The organism is Allobosea lathyri, from assembly GCF_900108245.1.
GTDB classification, from domain to species: domain Bacteria; phylum Pseudomonadota; class Alphaproteobacteria; order Rhizobiales; family Beijerinckiaceae; genus Allobosea; species Allobosea lathyri.
Window position 1 is genome coordinate 159,205 of sequence record NZ_FNUY01000003.1, and the last position, 21,387, is coordinate 180,591.

The window sequence follows — 21,387 nt, forward strand, 5'->3', positions numbered from 1 at the left end:
GGCATGTCGTGATCTTGCCGCGACTTTCCGTCATGATCGACTTTCCGTCATGGTCGACTTGCCGGCTTGATCCCTGGCTGCAAGGTGACGCTGCAGGATGGCGTTGCAAGACATCCGGCTTTGATCTTGCAGCTTCGACCTTGCAGCATCACGACCGCGACCCGAAACGACGAGGATAGAACCGGACGTTGCGTGAGAGTCTGACAGTTCTGGCCGGCCTGCTGGTGCTGGCGCTGCTTGCGGCCCTGATCGGTCCGGGCTTCGTCGACTGGCGCGACTATCGGCCCCAGATCGAAACGCGCCTGAGTGCGGCGCTCGGCGTCGAAACCAGCGTCGCGGGGGGCATCGGCTTGCGCCTGCTGCCGTCGCCGCGACTGACGCTGAACGACGTCCGTGTCGGCGGTATGTCGACCGAGGCCAGCACGGTCGCTGTCGAGCAGCTGACGGTGGAGCTTGCATTGTCGGCTCTGGCGCGGGGCGAGTTCCGCTTTGCCGATGCGCAGGCGGAAGGCGCGACGGTCTCCGTTGTGCTCGACGACGCCGGCGCGATCCGTCTGCCCACCCGCACGGGCTCCGGCCTGCCGGCACAAACCAGCCTCGACCGCCTCACCATTCGCCGCTCGGCCCTGATCTGGCGTGACCGCGACAAAGAGCCCGTCATGCTTTCGCCGATCGCGGCTGAGGTTTCGGCCATCAGCCTCGCGGGGCCCTGGCGCATCGAGGGCGAAGTGGCGGGTTCGTCCCTGCGCATCACGACCGGTGAACTGGAGGAGGGAGGCCGCTTGCGTGCCAAGGCCTTCGTCACCGGCGAGGATGCGCAGATCGCCTTCGACGGCGCATTCCTGCTGCCGGCCTCGCAAACAACCGTCGGCATTGGTGTCGAAGGCTCGTTCACCCTAGCGCCGGGCGGCGCACTCGGGCTCACCGGAATGGTCAGGGGAGGCAGCCGCCAGCTCGATCTCTCCGGGCTCGTCCTCGACATTGCCGGCGGTGCCGCCCGGCTCGAAGGCGAGGGGCAATTCCTGCCGGCATCGGGCAGCGGTTCGCTCGCGCTTCGGGCGCGGCGGCTCGATGCGGATGGGCTTATTGCGGCGCTGGGCGAGCGCGCCGGCTTTGAGCGGGCGTTGCAGGCTCTGCCGGGCACCTTCGATATCGGCCTCGATCTCGACCAGCTGATCTGGCGCGGCGAGGATTTCTCGGCCCTGGCGCTGCGCGGCCGGCTTCACGGCAATGGCCTCAGCGACGCCTCGGCCTCGGTTCGCGTCGCGGGCGCGCTGATCGGCGCCAGCGGTGGCGCGGATAGCAATGGCATCGCCGGTCAGATCAATATCAAGGCGGAGGATTCGCGCCGTGTCGGGCTGGTGCTGGCCCGTGCCGGGCTCGACCCGGCGCTCGCCGATCTCATCGCCGGGCTTGGCCGGATCGATGCCGAGGCGGTCGCCGCATGGGATGGCGGCCGGGTCGGTGTCCAGCGCCTGCTGGTCACGGGCTCGTCCGGTATCCGGCTGGAGGGCTCGGGCGACATCATGTCCGACTGGCTCGTGGCCAAGGCGACGCTGCACGGGCTCGACCTGAACACCTTGCCGCCGGCAACGAGCTTCGCCGGGCTGGTCGGCCAGCGCGATCTGGCGCTCGACATCGCCTTGACCAATGCCCGCTTCCGCAATGCGCCGCCCGGTTCGGCCAATCTCGATTTGCGCCGGGAGGGCACGACGTGGCGGTTGAGCCGCCTTGCCATCGACGGCTTCGGTGGCGTGGCCGTCACCGGCGCGGGCGCGCTTCTGGCGGAAGGCGGCGAGATTTCCGGGCGCATCCGCGCGCCGCGTTTCGAGACGCTGGCTGCGCTGGCGGGGCCATTGCTGCCCGATCTTGCCCGTCAGGCGCTGGCGCGTGCTGGCGACGGGCTCTCGCGGCTGGATGCGGGCTTCCGGCTGACGCGTTCGTCGACGGGTGATACGGGCGTGTCCGTCGAGGGTGGCGCGCAGGCCGGGCGCCTTAGCTTCGATGGCAGGCTCGACCCGGCCGGAACCTGGAACAACGCCAGCCTGCGTTTCGATCTCGCCGATCGGCGGCAGGCCTTCGCGGCGCTCGGCCTGCCCGCGCCGATGCAGGGCGGCGCCGGGAAGCTCGTGCTGGAACGGGCCGCGGGGCGCTTGCTCGGCTCGCTCGCGGGAGCCGGGCTTTCGGTCGTGCTGGAGGATGAAGCGAGCGGCGGGTCGCGGCTTACGGTCCAGGCGGATGGGCCGAGCCAGGTTTTGCCGGAAGGACCGGCCCGGCTTCTTCCCGACGGAATCCTCGATGCGCATGCCAAGGTGGGTTTTGCGGCCGAGGCGGTGACGCTCGACAATCTCGTCGTCAATCTGGATGGCGCCACAGTGCGGGGTTCGCTCGTCCTGCCGCGCGAGGGCGCCTATTCCGGCAAGCTCGTTCTGCCGGCCGTCGATCTGCGGGCTTTGCTCGCCGCGTCGCTTGGCGGGACGCCGGCAGGGCCGGGCGCGACATGGTCGACCGCGCGCTTCGGGCGAACGGCAGGATTGCCCGATCTGGCGCTCGCTATCGAAGCCGGCACGCTGACGGCGGCGGATAGCGTCGTGATGCGCGACGCCCGGCTCACGCTGCAGGCCGATCAGGACGGGCTGCGTTTTGAGAATCTGACGGCGGCCTATGGCGGCGGGCAGGTCAGGGGACGACTCGGGATCCGGCGCGAGGGTGGTCTAGCGCAGCTCTCGGGGCGCGTGAACCTGACGCAGGTCGATCTTGCCGGGCTGACCAATGGCGCCCTCAGCGGCAAGCTCTCCGGCCAACTGGAAGCCGGCGGCTCCGGCGAGAGCCCGGCGCGGCTGATCGCCGGGCTCGGCGGCGCGGGCAGCGTGACATTGACGGGTGCGCGTCTCAGCCGCTTCGACCCGGCGGCCTATTCGCGCGTCATTGCGGCCACCGGCGAGGACGCTTCGGAAAGCGATACCTCGCGGCTGCAAGGCCGGCTCGGCGAGGCGCTCGATCGCGATGCCTGGGCGCTTGGCGACGTGACCTTGCCCTTTACGCTGGCGGCCGGTCTGGCGCGTTTGCAGCCCTTCAGCTTCGAGCGCAGTGGCCTGCGCGCGGAGGCGAGTGGCGTCGTCGACCTGCGGGCGTTGACGGCTGACATCAGGCTGGGCCTGAAGCCGCTCGGACCGCTGCCCAAGGGCTGGCCGGGAGACGCGCCGCAGATCGGCGTGGCTTGGCGCGGGCCGCTCTCGGCGCCGCGACGCGAGACCGATGTCAGCGCGCTCTCGAATACCGTCGCGGCACGCGCGCTGGCGCGTGAGATCGAGCGCGTCGAGGCGTTCGAGGCCGATGCGCGCGAACGGGCGATGCATTCACGCCGCCTCAGGGCCGAGCGCGAGATGCGTGAGAACGAGCGCAAGCTCGCCGAATTCCTCAAGGCCGAGGAGGACCGCCGGATCGCCGAGGAGAAGCGTGCGGAAGAGGCAAGCCGAGCCGAGGAGCTCCGCCGCCTGGCTGAGGAGAAGCGTGCCGAGGATGCCAAGCGGGCGGAGCAGGCGCGGTTGGAGCAAGAGATGCGGCGCCGCATCGAGGCCGAAGACCGCGCCGCGCGCGCCCGCGCCGCAGCCGAGAGAGCCGCCGCTCAGCAGCCGCAGCCGGGACCGTTGATCCTGCCGGGCGCACCCCGTTCGAGCTTTCCCGATTCCGGGTTGCAGCCGGTGACGCCCGGCGCAGCCGTTCCGCCGCTGGCGCCCCCGCTGCAGATCGAATCCGTGCCGAGGCCGCTATCGCGCAGCGTGCCGCCAAACTGATTCAACGCCTTCGCAGATCGATTCAAGGGCTTGTCTGCTTGATTCAAGCTGTCTGTGTAAGATATTGAAATCGTAAGATTTATTTTGTTATGATGTGTCATGGTGCGAAGCCGCCACGTCATCCTGGACAAGCGGCGAAGCCGCGCAGCTCCGGGATCCATCGGAGAGCGCCAATTCTTGCAAGGACTTGGCCCTTCGATGGATCCCGGAGCTCCGCTTCGCTTCGTCCAGGATGACGGCGTGTGCCCGAGGATAAGCAGCGCGATCGGCAATTGATGCGAAGCGGCCGAAGCGTTCACGCGTCTCCGGCCAGCCGCTTGTAATGAGCGAGCACATGCAGGCGCAGCGCCGAGGAGAGGTTCGTCGCATCACGCTTCGAATCGACCTCCGCGATCAGCGCCGCGATGGTGCGTTCCTCGGTGGCGGCGATCTGCTTCAACGCATCCCAGAACGGGTCTTCGAGGGATACGCTGGTGCGGTGCCCGGCAATGGAGAGCGAGCGCTTGCGCTCCGGCTTCATCGCTCAGGTTTCTTTCGGATCGCCGTCGTCGCCGGGCAGGCGATGACCATCGAGGATCCTGGCGGCCTTGTCGCGCTCGGCCTGGGTGACGAGGCGCTCGGCCTTGCTGCGGCCGAAGGTGAGGCGGTTCTGCTCGGCCTGTTTCTCGGCATCCTGCCGGGCGCGCTGCTTGCGGGCGCGACGCAGGTTGACGATCTCGGCCATGCCGCGAAATCCGCTCAGGCCGGGCCGAGCATCAGCTCGGGCTTGACCGTCTTGTCGAAGAGATCGGCTGCCACGCCGGCGCGCAAGGCCTCGTCGCGCAGGGTCGAGCCGTTGTGGTGGGCCGCCTTCGCGATGCCGGCTGCCATGTCGTAACCGATCGCGGGAGCAAGCGCCGTGACGAGCATCAGCGAGCGCGAAAGCAGCTCATCCAGCCGGTCCTCATTGGCTTCGATGCCCTCGACGCAATTGACGCGGAAGCTCTCGGCGGCATCCGCCAGCAGCCGGACCGATTGCAGGAAGGCCGCAGCGATCACGGGCTTGAACACGTTGAGCTCGAAATGGCCCTGGCTCGCCGCGAAGCCGATCGTCGCCTGATTGCCGTGCACCTGGGTCGCGACCATGGTCAGCGCTTCGGCCTGGGTCGGGTTGACCTTGCCGGGCATGATCGAGGATCCCGGCTCGTTCTCGGGCAGGCTGATTTCACCGAGGCCCGAGCGAGGGCCCGATCCCATCAGGCGGACGTCGTTGGCGATCTTGAACAGGTCGGAGGAGAGCGCGGCGAGGGCGCCATGGGCCGCGGCGAGCGCGCCATGGCTTGCCAGCGCCTCGAACTTGTTCTCGGCGCTGCGGAAGGGCAGGCCGGTCAGGGAGGCGACCTCCCTGGCGAAGAGCACAGCGAAGTCGGGATGGGTGTTCAGGCCGGTGCCGACGGCCGTTCCGCCCTGCGCCAGCGCATGGAGCCCGCCCAGCGAGGCCTCGATGCGGCCGATGCCGAGATGGACCTGCATGGCGTAGCCGGAGAATTCCTGGCCGAGGGTGACCGGCGTCGCATCCTGGAGATGCGTGCGGCCGATCTTGATCAGATTCTTGAAGGCCGCGGCCTTTGCATCCAGCGCCTTCTCGAGCTGGCGCAGCGCCGGGAGCAGCAGGCGCGAGATTTCGAGCGCTGCGGCGATATGCATCGCGGTCGGGAAGCAGTCGTTGGAGGACTGGCCGCGGTTGACGTGGTCGTTGGGATGAACCGGGCTTTTTGCGCCAAGGCCGGCGCCGAGAAGCTCGTTGCCGCGGTTCGCCAGGACCTCGTTGACGTTCATGTTGGTCTGCGTGCCGGAGCCCGTCTGCCAGATGACCAGCGGGAAATGCGTGTCGAACTTGCCCGACAAGGCCTCATCTGCCGCCTGGCCGATCGCGCCGGCGACGCGCTGGTCGATGAGGCCGAGCCGTGCATTCACATGCGCGGCGGCCTTCTTGACGAGGACGAGCGCGTGGATGAGCGGCAATGGCATGCGTTCCCGCTCGCCGCCGATGCGGAAGTTCTCGAGGGAGCGCTGCGTCTGAGCCCCCCAATAACGATCGGCCGGCACCGCGATAGGGCCGAAGGAATCGGTTTCGGTGCGGATCTCGGACATGGGGGGCGCCGTCAGGTCTTCTTGCGGAAGGAATCGAGGCTCACGACCTGAGCGGTACCGCTGTCGTCACCCTCAGTCGGCTCGGTCGCCTTGGCGCCCTTGGCCGAGGATTTGGCTGCAGGTTCGGCGTCGCGGTCCGACGCCTTGCCCTTGAGCGCGGGAACGCCGGGCGGTGTCACCTTGACGGGAAGCGCGATCGGGGCAGACGAATCGGTATCGGATTCCGAGCCCACAGCGCGTGGCGTCTTGGCGGAGCTGGTGGCCTGATCGTTGGCCGAGGCCGCGTCCGGCGCGTCCTGTGTCTCGAATTTCAGGCCGAACTGCACGGACGGATCGAAGAAGGTGGTGATCGCGTCGAAGGGCACGAGCAGCCGCTCGGGCACACCGGAAAAGGAGAGGCCGACCTCGAAGGAATGCTCGCCGACGCTCAGGTCCCAGAACTGATGCTGGAGCACGATCGTCATCTCTTCGGGATGTTTTTCGCGAAGGCGCTGCGACAGGCGTACGCCTGGAGCGGTGCTGCGGAAGGTGACGTAGAAATGATGCTCACCGGGCAGGCCGTCTCGACCGGCCTCCGTCAGAATCTTGCGCACGACTCCCTTCAGTGCCTCCTGCACCATGAGGTCGTAACGAAGAACATCCTTTGACATCGCGACTACAGTTTCCGCTTCCAGCATCCGGCGGGAAAAGCCGGCAGGCCCAAAAAAAGTGGAGGCTTCTGTTGCCAGGCGCCTCCGAGCCCCGCCTTACGCCGCTAAACGCAAGGACTTAGGTTTGGGAACCAGCACCGCTTACGCGGCGACAGCAACCCGAGCATTGTTGTCGTTGGCAACTATGCGTTAGCCCTATAACGGCGGAACCATACCGGGCAAAAGAACGGCCTTTACACTCTCGTCGATCCTATTTCGCCCCCGCCGCAACCCTGCCATTTGACTGGCCTGGCCAGCCCGCGGTCCAAGATCCCGCAGGCCGCCCCAAAGCTTGCGCTGCAGGGCTGTGGTGGAGGCGCCGGGTACCGCCCCCGGGTCCGAAAAGCTTATTCCGACGCTCGTTTATCGCCATAGCCGATCTTGCGAACGGCAAAGCGAATATAGGGGCTGCGAAGCGGCAGGGAAAGAGAGGAAGGAGACATCGCCGGCTTATTTCCGGGGAGTGCGGCATCAATTCAGAATGCGGCCGTCGTCGGCGCTGATATCGACGGCTTTTTCATTGCCCTCGCGATCGCGGCCGGCGATCTCCCAGCGCTCGCCGTAGAGGGCGATCTCCTCGATATGCAGGACGCCGGAACTCCAGGCGATGCTGCGCGCCAGACGTTCGGAGATGACCGGGGCGCTCTGCCCCCGAGGTTTGCCGGAGGCCGCGAGCAGGTCCGGCCCGGTCATCGTCACCGTAGAGGCGGCGAAAGCCAGCCCCGCGAAAAGCCCGTGAATTTGCATATCGAATCCCCCGCAAACACATCGTCGCGAGGGGATTAAAGACGCCATGATTGTGGCGGGTCTCGTAGCCGGCGCAGGGGCCGGAATTCACATCGTTTCGCGATCTCGTGAGCGCGGTGATTCGATCAAGGGCGCGCAACCCCCGCGGAGACCGGCCGGTCGCGCTCGATCTTGATGATCACGCCGTCGCTGGCCCGCAGGTTGATCTCGATCTGCGCGCCGGCGCTGTCGCGACCTTCGATCTCCCATTTGCCGTCATCGAGCTTAATCTCCTCGATCCGCACGACGCCGTTCTCGCTGGCGATGCGGCGGGCATGCTCCATGGAGATTGCGGGTGCGCCGGGCTGGGCCGGAGCAGGCGACTGCGCAGGCGGCGGCACGGACGTCTGGGCTGCCGCAATGGTTGCGGGCAGTGCCAGCAAGGCAGCGAGCGCCAATGCTGACGCGGTTTTGCGAGAGGTCATGGCTGTCTCCTTCGTCATGGCCGATCTCTAGGCAACGATGGGCGGAGGACATGGTTCCGGCGCGCCGCCGCGCGTGCAGGTTTTTGCGTGCAGAATTTCGACTGCCTGAATTCGGTGAATTGAGCCGCGAATCGTCTTCACGGCGTCTTTGGGCCGGCCGACGAATCCAGCTAGAAGGTACTCCATGCGCCAATATCATGATCTCCTCCAGCGTGTCCTGACCGAGGGTGTCCGCAAGGACGACCGCACCGGCACTGGAACCATTGCCGTCTTCGGCCACCAGATGCGCTTCGATCTGGCCGAGGGGTTCCCGCTCGTCACGACCAAGAAGCTGCACCTGAAATCGATCATCCATGAGCTGATCTGGTTCCTGCGCGGCGACACCAATGTGCGCTATCTGCAGGAAAACGGCGTCACGATCTGGGACGAATGGGCCGATGCCAATGGCGATCTCGGCCCGGTCTATGGCCGGCAATGGCGCTCATGGCCGGCGCCGGACGGCACCACGATCGACCAGATCGCCTGGCTGGTGAACGAGATCAGGCGCAATCCGGATTCGCGCCGGCTGATCGTCTCGGCCTGGAACCCGGCCGACATTCCCAAGATGGCGCTGGCGCCGTGCCACTGCCTGTTCCAGTTCTTCGTTGCCGATGGCAAGCTGTCCTGCCAGCTCTACCAGCGCTCGGCGGATGTGTTTCTCGGCGTGCCCTTCAATGTCGCGAGTTATGCGCTGCTGACGCATATGGTGGCGCAGGTGACCGGGCTGGGTGTCGGCGAGTTCATCCACTCGTTCGGCGACACGCATCTTTATGTGAACCATCTCGACCAGGCGCGCTTGCAGCTCTCCCGCGAGTTCCGGCCGCTGCCGCGGCTCACTCTGAACCCGGCAGTGACGCGGCTGGAGGATTTCGTCTTCGAGGATGTCGTGATCGAAGGCTATGACCCGCATCCGGCGATCAAGGCTCCCATCGCAATATGACACTTCATATCCGTCCCGCCCGGCCTGACGAGGCCGGCCTTGTGCTCGGCTTCATCCGGGAACTCGCCGAGTACGAAAAACTCAGCCATGAGGTTAAGGCGACCGAGGCCGAACTCGCCGCTTCGCTGTTTGGACCCAATCCGCGCGTCTCCTGCGACATTGCGGAATGGGACGGCGAGCCGGTCGGGTTCGCCGTGTGGTTCTACACCTATTCGACCTTCAGCGGCCGGCACGGCATCTGGCTGGAAGACCTGTTCGTGCGGCCCGAGCAGCGCGGTCGCGGGATCGGCAAGGCCCTGATCGCGGGGCTGGCGAAGCGCTGCGTGGCGGAGGGGCTGGCCCGCCTCGCCTGGTGGGTGTTGAACTGGAACGAGCCCTCGCGCGCCTTCTATCGCTCGATCGGGGCTGCCGCGATGGATGAGTGGACGGTGAAGCGGCTCGATGGCGAAGCGCTGGCGCGGCTGGGGCAGGGGAGTTGACCGCCATGGCCGCGCTCCCCGTCGTCCTGATCGCGGCGATCGCCGATAATGGCGTCATCGGCGACGATAACCGGCTGATCTGGCGGTTGAAGACCGATCTCAGGCATTTTCGTAATCTGACGGTCGGCCGGCCGGTGCTGATGGGCCGCAAGACCTTCCTTTCGATCGGGAAGCCCTTGCCGGGGCGCGAGACCATCGTGCTGACGCGCGATCCAGAGTTCCGGCCCGATGGTGTCCATCTCGCGCATTCGCTCGACGATGCCCTGGCGCAGGGGCAGAGCCTCGGCGCCGCGATGAGCGCAGATTCAGTCACCGTGGCGGGGGGCGCCGAGCTTTACCGTCAGGTGCTGCCCTTGGCCGATCGTCTGGAGCTGACGCTGGTGCATGCGACGCCGCCGGGCGATGCGCTTTTTCCCGAGTGGGACCGGTCGCTCTTCGTCGCCGGTGCGCGCGAAAGCCACCCCGGCGGCAGCGATGACGAGCACCCCTTCACCTTCGCGACCTATCGCCGAAAGGAAACACGCGATCGTCCTCGACCCGGAGGCTGATTGTCGCATAGGTTGTACGGTGACGATGACAACTGGGGCGAGCGATGCTGCGACGGTCTTTTCTTGCTGGCTTGGCGGCTGCTTTGCCTGTTTTGTTCGTCTCGGCCGCTGAAGCGCGAGGAAATCGGCCTTGCTCCGGCAAAAAGGGCGGCGTGTCGCATTGTAGCGGTAGCAAGTTTGTCTGCAATAATGGCTCGATCAGCGCGTCAAAACGCTCGTGTGGCATTGGCGAAGGCAATGTAACGGATGATGATGCTTCGCCGTCATCGGAAGCGAATACAGGTGTTGGCTCCGGGAGCAAGCGAGGTCGCCGCTCAGGTTCGGGGCGCGGCAGCCGCTCCTGAAAGCGGCTTTCCATTGACGATGAATGGCTTGCGCCGTTGACGAATCCATGGCCCATGACCAAGTCAGCGCCACAGGCCTCACTTGGGGGGCGCTGACAAACGGCCGCCTTTTGCTTAATGCACGGCCGGATGAGAGCGGAAGGGAACGGCGTTAGTATGCCTTGGAGCAACCAGAGCGGCGGTGGCGGTGGGGGAGGACCCTGGGGCCAGCGCGGAGGAAGCGGCGGCGGCGGCCCTTGGGGCGGCGGTCCGAACAGCGGAGGCGGTGGTTCTCCGCCCGATCTGGAAGAAATCCTGCGTCGTAGCCAAGACCGGCTGAAGAATCTCGTTCCCGGCGGCAATATCGGCGGCCGAGGCATCATCCTCGGTGTCCTGCTGCTGATCGTGTTCTGGCTCATGACCGGCTGGTACATCGTGCGGCCCAACGAGGTCGGCCTCAACCTGCGTTTCGGCAAGTTCATCGGCAAGACCGGCGAAGGCCTGAACTACAACTGGCCCTATCCGATCGGTGGCGTGATCAAGCCCCAGGTCACCAATGTCATCACCACCGAAGTCGGCTTCCGTACCGTCGAGTCCGTGCGCGCATCGCGCCAGACCGATGTGATCGAGGAAAGCCTGATGCTGACCGGTGACGAGAATATCGTCGATATCGACGTGATCGTGCAGTGGAAGATCGATGCCGCTGCGCCTGAGGATTACGTCTTCAATATCCAGGATCCTCCGGGCACCGTGAAGGCTGTCGCCGAGAGCGCGATGCGCGAGATCATCGGCCGCCGCAACATCCAGCCCGTTCTGACGACGGATCGTGGCGTGATCGAGACCGAGGTTCGCCAGTTGATGCAGGAGACGCTGAACTCCTACAAGGCCGGCGTGCAGATCAACCTCGTCCAGCTGCAGAAGGTCGACCCGCCACAGCAGGTCATCGACGCCTTCCGCGACGTCCAGGCGGCGCGAGCCGACCAGGAGCGCCTGCGCAACGAAGCGCAGACTTATGCCAACCGCGTCGTTCCCGAGGCTCGTGGCCGGGCGTCGCAGCTCGTCCAGGGTGCCGAAGCCTTCAAGGACCAGACGGTTGCGGAAGCGATCGGTCAGGCCAGCCGCTTCAACGCGGTCTATGAGCAGTACAAGAACGCGCCGGGCGTGACCCGCGATCGTCTCTTCCTCGAGACGATGGAGCGCGTCATGGGCGGCACGGACAAGATCATCCTCGACGGCACCGGCGGACAGGGCGTCGTGCCCTATCTGCCGCTGAGCGAACTCCAGCAACGGCGCCCGGCGCCAGGCGCGCCGCAGACGGGAGCCGTGCGATGAACAGCTCCATTCTCCGCATCGGCGCACTGGTCGTCGTCGCCATCGCCGCGATCGTTTTCTATGCCGCGACCTTCGTGGTCCAGCAGACGCAGTCCGCGCTCGTCCTGCGCTTCGGCGCGGTCCGCAGCGTCGTCACCGAGCCCGGCCTCTACTTCAAGCTGCCGGCGCCGTTCGAACAGGTCACCCTGCTCGACAACCGCATCCTCGATCTCGACCTGCCGGCGCAGGAAATCATTGCCTCGGACCAGAAGCGTCTCGTTGTCGATGCGTTCACGCGCTACCGCATCTCCGATCCGCTGCGGTTCTACCAGGCCGTGAACAACATCCCGCGCGCCAACTCGCAGCTGGCCTCGATCGTGAACGGCAATGTCCGCAGCGTGCTCGCGGAAGCCAGCTTCACCTCGATGGTCCGCAACGATCGCGCGCGGCTGATGAACCGCATCCGTGACGATGTGAACCGCGAGGCCGCCCGCTTCGGCATGACGGTCGTCGATGTTCGCCTGCGTCGCGTGGATCTGCCTGCAGCCAACTCGGCTGCGGTGTTCCAGCGCATGCAGACCGAGCGTCAGCGCGAGGCGGCCGAAGCCCGCGCGCTCGGTGGCCAGCAGGCCCAGGAAATCCGGGCACGGGCCGACAGGGACTCCACCATCATCGTCGCCGAGGCCCAGCGCCGCGCCGACGAGATCCGAGGCGAGGGTGAAGGCGAGCGCAACCGCGTCTTCGCCGAAGCCTTCGGCAAGGATCCGGAGTTCTTCGTGTTCTACCGCTCGATGCAGGCCTATGAGGCTTCCATCAAGCCGGGCGATACACGCATGGTTCTGTCGCCGGATTCGCCGTTCTTCCGCTTCTTCAACGGGCCCAACGCCCCGCGAGTGGCAGGACCGGCGAATGCTCCCGGCACCGTTCCCGCGCCGGCAGCACCTCCGGCGCCGGCGGCTCCCGCCGCACCGGCACGGCCCTGATCTTGAAGACGAGCGTCGCGCATGTTTGATTTCATCGCGGCGCTCGGCCTCGTTTTCGCGATCGAGGGAATCCTGTTCGCGGCGGTGCCGAACCTCGCCAAGGATGCGTTGCGCAGCGCGGCGGAAACACCCGCCGACCGGATGCGCCTGATCGGGCTCGGCTCCGCCGTGCTGGGGGTCGTTCTGGTCTGGGTCGCGCGCGGAATGTGACGGAATGTGACTTGAACGTGCACATGATCGTGTTTGATGACATGATCGTGCGTCGCCCTTCCGCCGCAATTTGGAGTTCAATCTGTCGGGTGTTTTGCGCCGCTCAGATCGGCCTGAATTTTCTGTTACGAGGACACAGATGGCATTGAAATCCATTCCCGCTGCCCGGCCGATGCGCATTGCGCTGCTGGCCGGTGTCGCCTGCCTGGCACTGGTGGCGTCGCCCATTCTCGTGCCCGCGCAGACTGCCTCCTCGCCCGTGCTGCAAGGCCAGGTTTCGCTTGCCGATCTGGCCGAGCGCGTGATGCCGGCCGTGGTCAACATCTCGGCCGTGACCACCAGCGATACCCGCAGCCGCACCCTGCCGCAGCTGCCGCAGCTCGGCCCCGATACGCCGTTCGGTGATCTCTTCGAGGAATTCTTCAACCGTCGCGGCCAGGGCCAGCAGGGGCAGGGCCAGCAGGGCCAGAACCAGCCGCCGCAGCAGCGCCGCTCGCAATCCGCCGGTTCGGGCTTCGTGATCGACGCCTCGGGCATCGTGGTGACCAACAACCACGTCATCGGCGATGCCAACGAGATCACCGTGATCTTTAACAGCGGGCTCAGGCTCAAGGCCGAGGTGATCGGCAAGGACACCAAGGTCGATCTGGCCGTGCTCCGCGTGAAGCATGACAAGCCGCTGCCGGCCGTGAAGTTCGGCGATTCCGACGCCATGCGCATCGGTGACCCCGTGATGGCGATCGGCAACCCGTTCGGCCTGGGCGGCTCGGTCTCCTCGGGCATCGTCTCGGCACGCAACCGCGACATCCAGCAGGGCCCCTACGACACCTATATCCAGACCGATGCTGCCATCAACAAGGGCAATTCGGGCGGGCCGCTGTTCAACATGGCCGGTGAAGTCATCGGCATCAACACGGCGATCCTGTCGCCGACGGGCGGTTCGGTCGGCATCGGTTTTGCCGTTCCGTCCGCGCTTGCCGCCAATGTGGTCGAGCAGCTGCGTGAGTTCGGCGAGACCCGTCGCGGCTGGCTCGGCGTGCGCATCCAGAGCGTCGACGACGCCACTGCCGAGGCGCTCGGCCTTGGCACGGCGCGCGGCGCGCTCGTCGCCGGCATCGACGAGAAGGGGCCGGCCAAGCCGTCAGGCCTCGAAATCGGCGACGTCGTGACCAAGTTCGACGGCAAGGAGGTCAAGGATTCGCGCGACCTGCCCCGCATCGTCGCCGCGACGCCGGTCGGCAAGGATGTGCCGATCACCGTCATTCGCAAGGGCAAGGAGCTGGTGAAGACCGTCAAGCTCGGTCGCCTGGAGGATGGCGAGAAGGTGCAGCCGGCCTCCGCGAAGCAACCGGCCGAGCCGGCCAAGCCCGCGGTAACCACGGCGCTGGGTCTCGAATTCTCGCCCCAGACCGACGACCTGCGGAAGCGCTATTCAATCAAGGATGGCACCAAGGGCGTCGTGATCACCAAGGTCGATCCCAACTCCAACGCCGCCGACAAGCGCATCATGGTCGGAGAGCTGGTCGTCGAAATCGGCCAGGAGGCGGTCAATTCGCCTGAGGACGTGACCAAGCGCCTCGATGCGTTGAAGAAGGAGGGCAAGAAGTCGGCCCTGCTCCTGATCTCGAATGCCCAGGGCGAAGTCCGCTTCGTCGCTGTGTCCATGAACTGAGATTTATCGCGTTCGATGCTCTTTGGGGCGGCCCATCCGGGCCGCCCTTTTTCGTTCGATCTGCCGATGGGAATGCCGAGATGAAGATTAGCGATATTGCGTTCGTCACCACCGATTGGGCGAGCGTTGCGCCCGAGCGCCATGCCGGCGAGGAGGGCGAGGCGATCTGGCGCACGCAGTATTTCGGGCCTGCCGACAACCGCATCCGGGTTCGGATGGTCGAGTATTCCCCGGGCTATATCGCCGATCACTGGTGCTCGAAGGGACACATCATCCTGTGCCTGGACGGCGAGATGGAAACGACGCTGGAGGACGGTCGCGTCTTTCCGCTGCGGCCGGGCATGAGCTATCAGGTCGCCGATCAGGCGGAGGCGCACCGCTCCAGCGCCCCCAAGGGCGCGAAGCTGTTCATCGTCGATTAGGTATCGTCGCCTGCATTCGGGCCCGAACCGTCATCCTGGACAAGCGGCGAAGCCGCGCAGCTCCGGGATCCATCGGAGGGCGCAGCGTCCCACGATGGATCCCGGGCCGACCTTCGGTCGCCCAGGATGACGGCGTGTTTTCACGCAAAATCGTCAAACATTCAGCCGCGCACGATCTCGGCGCCGGTGTAGCCCTGCGCATAGAGCAGCGCGCTAAGGTCGGCATGGTCGAGCCTCGCATCGGCTGCCGCGGCGACGGCCGGCTTGGCACGGAAGGCGACGCCGAGGCCGGCTTCGCCGAGCATGGCGAGGTCGTTGGCGCCATCGCCCACGGCCAGTGTCAGCTCCGGCGCGAGGCTGAAGCGCGCGCGCAACTCGATCAGGGAATCGAGCTTGGCCTGCTTGCCGAGGATCGGATCGGCGACTTCGCCGGTCAGGACGCCGTTCTCGGCGAGCAGCAGGTTCGAGCGGTGCTCGTCGAAGCCGATTGTGGCGCTGATCGGGCCTGAGAATACGGTGAAGCCGCCCGAGACCAGCGCGGAATAGCCGCCATTGGCGCGCATGGTGCGGACGAGCTCCCGGCCGCCGGGTGTCAGCGTGATCCGCTGGGCGATGATCTCGTCGACCACGGCGAGCGGCACGCCCTTCAGCAGGGCAACGCGTTCGCGCAAGGCCGGCTCGAACTCGATCTCGCCGCGCATGGCGCGTTCGGTGATGCCCGAGACCTTTTCCTTCAGCCCGACATAGGCGGCGAGTTCATCGATGCATTCCTGGCCGATCATCGTCGAATCCATATCGGCGAGGAACAGCGCCTTGCGCCGTGTCGCGGCGGGCTGGACGATGATGTCGATGGCGGCACCGGCGAGCGCGACGCGGATTTCGGTTTCGAGCTTGCGCGCGTCGGCGCCTTCCGCGAAGAGGTCGGCGGCGATCTCGCCGTCGAGGCGAGCCGTGGCGGTCACACCGGGCAGGCTGCCCGCGAGACGCGCGAGCAGGGGCTCATCGACCAGCGCCTGACCATGAGCGGAAACGAGTGTCGCGACGAGCATATGAGGGACCGGGACAGGTGACGATAGGGTCGGTGACGATCAAGGCGGTGCTCATCGCAGGTCCGACCGCGAGCGGCAAGTCCGCGCTGGCGATGGAGATTGCGCGCCGCTACGGCGGGACCGTGGTCAACGCCGATTCCATGCAGGTCTATGCCGATCTGCGCACGATCACCGCGCGCCCGACGGAGGCGGAGGAGCGCTCCGTGCCGCACCGGCTCTACGGCCATGTCGACGGCGCGGTGAATTATTCGGCGATGCGCTACGCGGCCGATGTCGTGGACGTGCTGGCGGAGCTTGGGCGCAGCGGCTCGTTGCCCGTGCTGGTCGGCGGGACCGGGCTCTATTTCAAGGCGTTGACCGAGGGCTTTTCGGCGATGCCGGCGGTTCCCGAGGCCATCCGCCTGGCCTTTCGCGCCCGCGTCGAGGGCAAGGATACGGACGCGCTGCATGCCGAACTCGCGGGCCTCGACCCGCTGATGGCGGAGCGGCTCAGGCCGACCGACCGGATGCGGATCATGCGCGCGCTCGAGGTCTTCCTCGCAACCGGCCGGTCTCTGGCGAGCTTCCAGGGCGACCGCGAACCCGGCCCGCTCGACGGACTGCCGTTATTGCGCCTGTTCGTCAGCCCGCAGCGCGAGGAGGTGCGGGAGCGCATCGACCGGCGATTCGAGACGATGATCGCAAACGGCGCGCTCGATGAGGTCGACAGACTGCGTGCGCGCCGGCTCGATCCGCTATTGCCGATCATGCGCGCCCATGGCGTGCCCGGCCTGATCGCGCATCTCGACGGCATGATGACGCTCGATGAGGCGATTGCGCGCGGCCAGACGGATACGCGGGCCTATGCCAAGCGTCAGGTCACCTGGTTTCGCCACCAGATGGCGGGCTGGCAGGCGGTGGCTCCCGAAGCGGCGCTCGATGTCGCGCTGCGGGCGCTCGACTTCGGGTGATGAACCTCAGGCGGCCACTGCGATCTCGGCTTCTGCGATGCGGATGCAGTTTCGCCCGTCATTCTTGGCGCGATAGAGGGCGCGGTCGGCGCGTTCGATGAAATGGGTGAGGGTTTCGCCCGGCCGGCGCGTCGCGATGCCGAAACTGGCCGAGACGGTCAGCGCCAGGGTTTCCGAGACGGGCAGGGATCTCGTGGCCAGCGCGTCCTGAATGCGCTGCGCCTTTTTCGATGCGGTGGCGAGATCGGCGCAGGGCAGGAAGATGGCGAACTCCTCGCCGCCGAAACGGCCGACGAGATCATGATCCGCCCGGACGCTGCCGAGCAGTAGATCGGCAAAGGCACGGATGACGGCGTCGCCGGCGCCATGGCCGTGGCTGTCGTTGACGCTCTTGAAATGATCGAGATCGACCATGACGAGCGAGGTGTCCCCATCGGACAGATCGCAGGCGGCGATCGCAGCATTGGCCTTCTCGGTGAAGGAGCGGCGGTTGAGCAGGGCGGTGAGCGGGTCCGTCTCGGCGAGGCGGCGCAGTTCCTGCTCGCGCTCCTCGCGATGGCCGATTTCCTCCGACAAAGCGCGGCGGGTGGCGCGCTCGCGGCCGATCTCGAGCGCCAGCGTCGCGGCGCGCGATTGCAGCGTCTGGTTGGCGACCGTCAGATCGGACACGTCGGTCAGGGTCAGGACGAGGCCATCGCCTAGCGGGGCGATAGCGATCTGCAGCCATGTCACCTTGCCGTCGCGGGTGAAGGAGGTTTCGATCAGATCGCCACGCCGGAGTTCGATCGCGTAGAGGCAGCGACGCCAGATCAGGATATCGGCGAGAAACGGCAGGCTTTCGCGCGCATCGGTGTCGAGCAGGGGCGCGTCGCCATGGCCGGCAATGAGGGCCGCGCGGCGGTTGGCGGTGATGATCAGCGTGCGTTCGATGTTGCCGTCGTCGTCGCGAATGGCACGCAGTGCAACGATGCCGGATGGCGAGGTGTCGAGCACGGTCGTCAGGAGTTCCTCGCGGAACTGGAGGGGACGGCTGAAAATGATCAGGAAACGGTCGCCGTTTTCCGCCGTGGTCGGCATGACCAGCCTCTCCCAGAGGCAGACCCTCACCGTCTTGAGCGAGCGATGCACGGTATAGGCAGGCTTGCCGTCGGCGAGCGCCTGATCGCAGCAGGCAATGGTGAAGCGGGCGACCTGCGGCGTCATTCCCGAGACCCGTTCGCCGAGGCGGTTGCCGCCGACATAGCGAATGATCTCGCGGCCATAATGCGTGTAGAGGTAGTCGCCATCGCTGGTCGGGGCGAGCACCATCAGATCGTAGCCGAATATCGGCATGAGCTCTGCGGCGAAAGCCTCATAGGGCGCGCCGCCTTCGGCACGCGCATGAACGGCAAAGCGGCGCAGCAGCTCCGCCACCTCCGGCGCATGGGCCCGCGCCGTGATGTTCTCGGTATGGACTTCCTGGTACATAGCCGTCCCGTTTCGAATGGCGGACAGTAGCGGCTTGGCCTTGAGAAAGTGTTCCCTTTGGTCGCTGGATTTTCAGGAAGCTGGGATTTTCAGGAAGCTGGCAAGGCGAAGCCGAAAGGCCGGTTGCCCCACTGACGATCCATGCCGCGTTGCCGCTTGACCGCGCCCGGAGTGTCGGCTAGCCTTCCGCAATAACCGCGAAGGGTCGAAGGCGTTATGCGCAAGCTTATTATCGTACGGGTGCGCTGGTAGGGGCCGGTTCTGACACAGAACCGCGTCATCCCCGACGCCAGCGCACGTTCAGGCCCCTCCGAGGGCCTTTTTTATTGCCCGCTTTCCACCGACCGAAAACAGCAGACAATCCGCAGGAGACCGTTATGAGCGAGATGATGACCGGCGCCGAGATGGTCGTCCGTGCGCTTCAGGATCAGGGCGTCGAACATCTGTTCGGCTATCCCGGCGGCGCAGTGCTGCCGATCTATGATGCGCTGTTCCAGCAGGACAAGGTCAAGCATGTGCTCGTCCGCCATGAGCAGGGCGCGGTCCATGCCGCGGAGGGCTATGCCCGCTCGTCTTCCGGCAAGGTCGGCTGTGTTCTCGTCACCTCCGGTCCCGGCGCGACCAACGCGGTCACCGGCCTGACCGACGCGCTGCTCGACTCGATCCCGCTCGTCGTCATCACCGGTCAGGTCCCGACCCATCTGATCGGCTCCGACGCGTTCCAGGAATGCGATACGGTCGGCATCACGCGCTCCTGCACCAAGCATAACTACCTGGTGAAGAGCATCGCGGACCTGCCGCGCATCCTGCACGAGGCCTTCTACGTCGCGGCCAATGGCCGGCCCGGCCCGGTTGTCGTCGACATCCCCAAGGACATCCAGTTCGCGACCGGCTCCTACAGCCGCCCGCGCGACAACCAGCACAAGACCTATCGTCCCACGGTCAAGGGCGATCTGAACAAGATCAAGGCCGCAGTCGAACTGATCGCGAATGCCAGGAAGCCGGTGTTCTACACGGGCGGCGGCGTCATCAATTCGGGGCCGCATGCCTCGGCGCTGCTGCGCGAGCTGGTCCGGCTGACCGGTTACCCGGTGACCTCGACGCTGATGGGGCTTGGCGCCTTTCCGGCGGCCGACCGGCAGTGGCTGGGCATGCTCGGCATGCACGGCACCTACGAGGCCAATCTCGCGATGCATGACTGCGACGTCATGATCAATATCGGCGCGCGCTTCGACGACCGCATCACCGGGCGGATCGACGGCTTCTCGCCGCGCTCGAAGAAGATCCATGTCGATATCGACCCGTCCTCGATCAACAAGACGGTCAAGATCGATATCGGCATCGTCGGCGACTGCGCCCATGTGCTGGAGGATATGGTCCGGATCTGGCGCGAGACCTCACCGCAGATCGACAAGACCGCGCTCGCCGCCTGGTGGACGCAGATCGAGGGTTGGCGCGGCCGAAACAGCCTCGGCTACAAGAACTCGTCGGAGATCATCAAGCCGCAATACGCGATCCAGCGGCTCTATGAGCTGACCAAGGGCCGCGACACCTATGTCACGACCGAAGTCGGCCAGCATCAGATGTGGGCGGCGCAGTATTTCCACTTCCAGGAGCCGAACCGCTGGATGACCTCGGGCGGGCTGGGCACGATGGGCTACGGCCTGCCGGCCGCTATCGGCGTGCAGATGAAGCATCCCAAGGCGCTTGTCATCGACATCGCCGGCGAAGCCTCGATCCTGATGAACATGCAGGAGATGTCCACGGCCGTGCAGTACCGGCTGCCGGTCAAGATCTTCATCCTGAACAACGAGTATATGGGCATGGTGCGCCAGTGGCAGGAACTGCTGCATGGCGGCCGCTATTCGGAAAGCTACTCGCAGTCGCTGCCCGATTTCGTGAAGCTGGCCGAGGCCTATGGCGGCCATGGCATCCGCTGCTCGGACCCGGCCAAGCTCGACGATGCGATCATGGAAATGATCGACAGTCCCAAGCCCGTGATTTTCGACTGTCTCGTCGCGAAGGAGGAGAACTGCTTCCCGATGATCCCGTCAGGCAAGGCGCATAACGAGATGATCCTCAACGATTTCGAGGGCAATACCGGCGACATCATCGACGCCAAGGGCAAGCAATTGGTCTAGGGACCACACTCTCTCACCTCATCCTGAGAGTCTGGCCGTAAAGGCATGCTTTGAAAGAAAGGCTTGGCCATCGTCGAACACAGCGCCGTCATCCCGGGCGACCGAAGGGAGACCCGGGATCCATGCCTGAACCTTCCAGTACGGCGCTCCGGAATGGATCCCGGGTCTCCGCTGCGCTGCGCCCGGGATGACGGCGTTTTATTCAATGATGGCGAAGCTGTTGAAAGCACATTCATCATTGGCCGATTTCTACACCACCGCGCTGCATGTCGATGCGGCGCTGGATATTCTCACTGAGTCTCAGAGCGTCGCGGCATGAAGCTTCTCATCGGCAACAAATGTTATTCGTCCTGGTCGTTGCGGGCCTGGCTGCTGATGCGCGCCAAGGGGCTGCCTTTCGAGGAGATCATGGTTCTGCTCGATCAGCCGGGCTTCAAGGACGGCGTTTTCCGGCATGCACCGGGCAGTGGCGGCACCGTCCCGACGCTGGTCGATGGTAGCGTCGCTGTCTGGGAGACCCTGGCCATCGCCGAGTATCTGCATGAAAAGCACCCGCATCACGGCATCTGGCCGCGCGACGCCGCTGCCCGCGCTCATGCACGTGCGGTCGCCAGCGAGATGCATGGCGGTTTCGGCGCTCTGCGCAATGACTGCCCGATGAATCTGGGCAAGCGCTATGCCACCCGTGATCGAGGCGAAGGGGTGGCCAGGGACGTTGCCCGCATCTGCGCGATATGGCGCGAGGCGCGCGAGCGCTTCGGGACCAAGGCCGGTGGCTCTTTCCTCTATGGCGCGTTCTCGGCTGCCGATGCGATGTTTGCGCCGGTCGCCACGCGGCTCGATACTTATGCGATCGCCGTCGATCCGGTATCGAGCGCGTATATTCGCGCCGTGCTCGATCTGCCGGCCTATCGCGACTGGCTCGCTGCAGCGCTTGTAGAGCCCTGGATCGTCGACCATGACGAGGTCGCCGAGCCCGCCATCGCCAATCTCCGCCACTCCTGATCCGACATTCAGCCCTGC

At 65.8% G+C, this 21,387-nt stretch carries 21 protein-coding genes and 1 other RNA gene; 13 read left to right on the forward strand and 9 right to left on the reverse strand.

Annotation, left to right across the window (positions count from 1 at the left end; translation table 11 throughout):
* Positions 1-188 precede the first annotated feature (188 nt).
* The gene (locus tag C4S73_RS08240) at positions 189-3,797 is read left to right on the forward strand and encodes an AsmA family protein (RefSeq protein WP_103872012.1); all 3,609 of its coding nucleotides are present in this window, start codon (positions 189-191) and stop codon (positions 3,795-3,797) included.
* A gap of 295 nt (positions 3,798-4,092) precedes the next feature.
* Here the strand turns inward: C4S73_RS08240 and C4S73_RS08245 are convergent, their stop codons facing one another.
* From C4S73_RS08245 to C4S73_RS08275, 7 genes are all read right to left on the reverse strand, one after another.
* The gene (locus C4S73_RS08245) at positions 4,093-4,317 is read right to left on the reverse strand and encodes a ribbon-helix-helix domain-containing protein (RefSeq protein ID WP_103872013.1); all 225 of its coding nucleotides are present in this window, start codon (positions 4,315-4,317) and stop codon (positions 4,093-4,095) included.
* 3 nt (positions 4,318-4,320) lie between these two features.
* The gene (locus tag C4S73_RS08250) at positions 4,321-4,521 is read right to left on the reverse strand and encodes a DUF4169 family protein (RefSeq protein ID WP_103872014.1); all 201 of its coding nucleotides are present in this window, start codon (positions 4,519-4,521) and stop codon (positions 4,321-4,323) included.
* Between the two features lie 14 nt (positions 4,522-4,535).
* Entirely contained in the window at positions 4,536-5,930 is a 1,395-nt protein-coding gene (gene fumC, locus C4S73_RS08255) for a class II fumarate hydratase (RefSeq protein ID WP_103872015.1), read from the reverse strand.
* Positions 5,931-5,941: 11 nt separating this feature from the next.
* Complete coding sequence (locus tag C4S73_RS08260; protein ID WP_103872417.1) at positions 5,942-6,580, reverse strand: SspB family protein; 639 nt, start codon at positions 6,578-6,580, stop codon at positions 5,942-5,944.
* Between the two features lie 57 nt (positions 6,581-6,637).
* Positions 6,638-7,050, reverse strand: a transfer-messenger RNA (tmRNA) gene (ssrA, locus tag C4S73_RS08265).
* A 40-nt stretch (positions 7,051-7,090) separates the two neighbouring features.
* Positions 7,091-7,312 carry a hypothetical protein gene (locus C4S73_RS08270; RefSeq protein ID WP_160115694.1) on the reverse strand — a complete coding sequence of 74 codons (222 nt, stop codon included), beginning with the start codon at positions 7,310-7,312 and terminating at the stop codon, positions 7,091-7,093.
* Between the two features lie 179 nt (positions 7,313-7,491).
* Entirely contained in the window at positions 7,492-7,830 is a 339-nt protein-coding gene (locus C4S73_RS08275; protein ID WP_160115695.1) for a PepSY domain-containing protein, read from the reverse strand.
* 184 nt (positions 7,831-8,014) lie between these two features.
* On the opposite strand from C4S73_RS08275, the gene C4S73_RS08280 reads away from it, so the two are divergent.
* The 8 genes from C4S73_RS08280 to C4S73_RS08320 all read left to right on the forward strand — a co-directional run bounded on the left by C4S73_RS08280 (position 8,015) and on the right by C4S73_RS08320 (position 14,757).
* On the forward strand, positions 8,015-8,809 hold the full coding sequence (locus C4S73_RS08280; RefSeq protein ID WP_103872018.1) for a thymidylate synthase: 795 nt from the start codon (positions 8,015-8,017) through the stop codon (positions 8,807-8,809).
* Positions 8,806-9,288, forward strand: coding sequence for a GNAT family N-acetyltransferase (locus C4S73_RS08285; RefSeq protein ID WP_103872019.1), 483 nt, complete (start codon positions 8,806-8,808; stop codon positions 9,286-9,288). The genes C4S73_RS08280 and C4S73_RS08285 overlap by 4 nt, the downstream gene beginning before the upstream one ends.
* 5 nt (positions 9,289-9,293) lie before the next feature.
* On the forward strand, positions 9,294-9,836 hold the full coding sequence (locus C4S73_RS08290; protein WP_103872020.1) for a dihydrofolate reductase: 543 nt from the start codon (positions 9,294-9,296) through the stop codon (positions 9,834-9,836).
* A gap of 500 nt (positions 9,837-10,336) precedes the next feature.
* Complete coding sequence (hflK, locus tag C4S73_RS08300) at positions 10,337-11,491, forward strand: FtsH protease activity modulator HflK (protein WP_103872022.1); 1,155 nt, start codon at positions 10,337-10,339, stop codon at positions 11,489-11,491.
* Positions 11,488-12,453 (forward strand): protease modulator HflC, encoded by a 966-nt coding sequence (hflC, locus tag C4S73_RS08305; protein WP_103872023.1) that lies wholly within the window; start codon positions 11,488-11,490, stop codon positions 12,451-12,453. Before hflK ends, hflC begins: the two co-directional genes overlap by 4 nt.
* Before the next feature lie 21 nt (positions 12,454-12,474).
* The gene (locus tag C4S73_RS08310) at positions 12,475-12,663 is read left to right on the forward strand and encodes a DUF2065 domain-containing protein (protein WP_103872024.1); all 189 of its coding nucleotides are present in this window, start codon (positions 12,475-12,477) and stop codon (positions 12,661-12,663) included.
* Positions 12,664-12,802: 139 nt separating this feature from the next.
* Positions 12,803-14,335: a Do family serine endopeptidase gene (locus C4S73_RS08315; protein ID WP_103872025.1), complete on the forward strand. Its 1,533-nt coding sequence runs from the start codon at positions 12,803-12,805 to the stop codon at positions 14,333-14,335.
* Positions 14,336-14,415: 80 nt separating this feature from the next.
* Positions 14,416-14,757, forward strand: coding sequence for a DHCW motif cupin fold protein (locus C4S73_RS08320; protein WP_103872026.1), 342 nt, complete (start codon positions 14,416-14,418; stop codon positions 14,755-14,757).
* A 161-nt stretch (positions 14,758-14,918) separates the two neighbouring features.
* On the opposite strand, the gene serB is transcribed toward C4S73_RS08320, so the two are convergent.
* Positions 14,919-15,806, reverse strand: a complete 888-nt coding sequence (serB, locus tag C4S73_RS08325; RefSeq protein ID WP_103872027.1) for a phosphoserine phosphatase SerB — start codon at positions 15,804-15,806, stop codon at positions 14,919-14,921.
* Positions 15,807-15,823: 17 nt separating this feature from the next.
* On the opposite strand from serB, the gene miaA reads away from it, so the two are divergent.
* Complete coding sequence (gene miaA, locus C4S73_RS08330) at positions 15,824-16,756, forward strand: tRNA (adenosine(37)-N6)-dimethylallyltransferase MiaA (protein ID WP_280177583.1); 933 nt, start codon at positions 15,824-15,826, stop codon at positions 16,754-16,756.
* A 6-nt stretch (positions 16,757-16,762) separates the two neighbouring features.
* Here the strand turns inward: miaA and C4S73_RS08335 are convergent, their stop codons facing one another.
* Positions 16,763-18,223 (reverse strand): GGDEF domain-containing protein, encoded by a 1,461-nt coding sequence (locus C4S73_RS08335; RefSeq protein WP_103872029.1) that lies wholly within the window; start codon positions 18,221-18,223, stop codon positions 16,763-16,765.
* A gap of 377 nt (positions 18,224-18,600) precedes the next feature.
* Between C4S73_RS08335 and C4S73_RS08340 the strand changes: the two genes are divergently transcribed.
* From C4S73_RS08340 to C4S73_RS08345, 3 genes are all read left to right on the forward strand, one after another.
* A complete protein-coding gene (locus C4S73_RS08340) occupies positions 18,601-20,364 on the forward strand; it encodes an acetolactate synthase 3 large subunit (protein WP_103872030.1) in 1,764 nt (587 codons plus the stop codon).
* Positions 20,365-20,551: 187 nt separating this feature from the next.
* Entirely contained in the window at positions 20,552-20,683 is a 132-nt protein-coding gene (locus C4S73_RS28895) for a hypothetical protein (RefSeq protein WP_280177584.1), read from the forward strand.
* Complete coding sequence (locus C4S73_RS08345) at positions 20,680-21,369, forward strand: glutathione S-transferase family protein (RefSeq protein ID WP_103872031.1); 690 nt, start codon at positions 20,680-20,682, stop codon at positions 21,367-21,369. The genes C4S73_RS28895 and C4S73_RS08345 overlap by 4 nt, the downstream gene beginning before the upstream one ends.
* Positions 21,370-21,387: the final 18 nt, after the last annotated feature.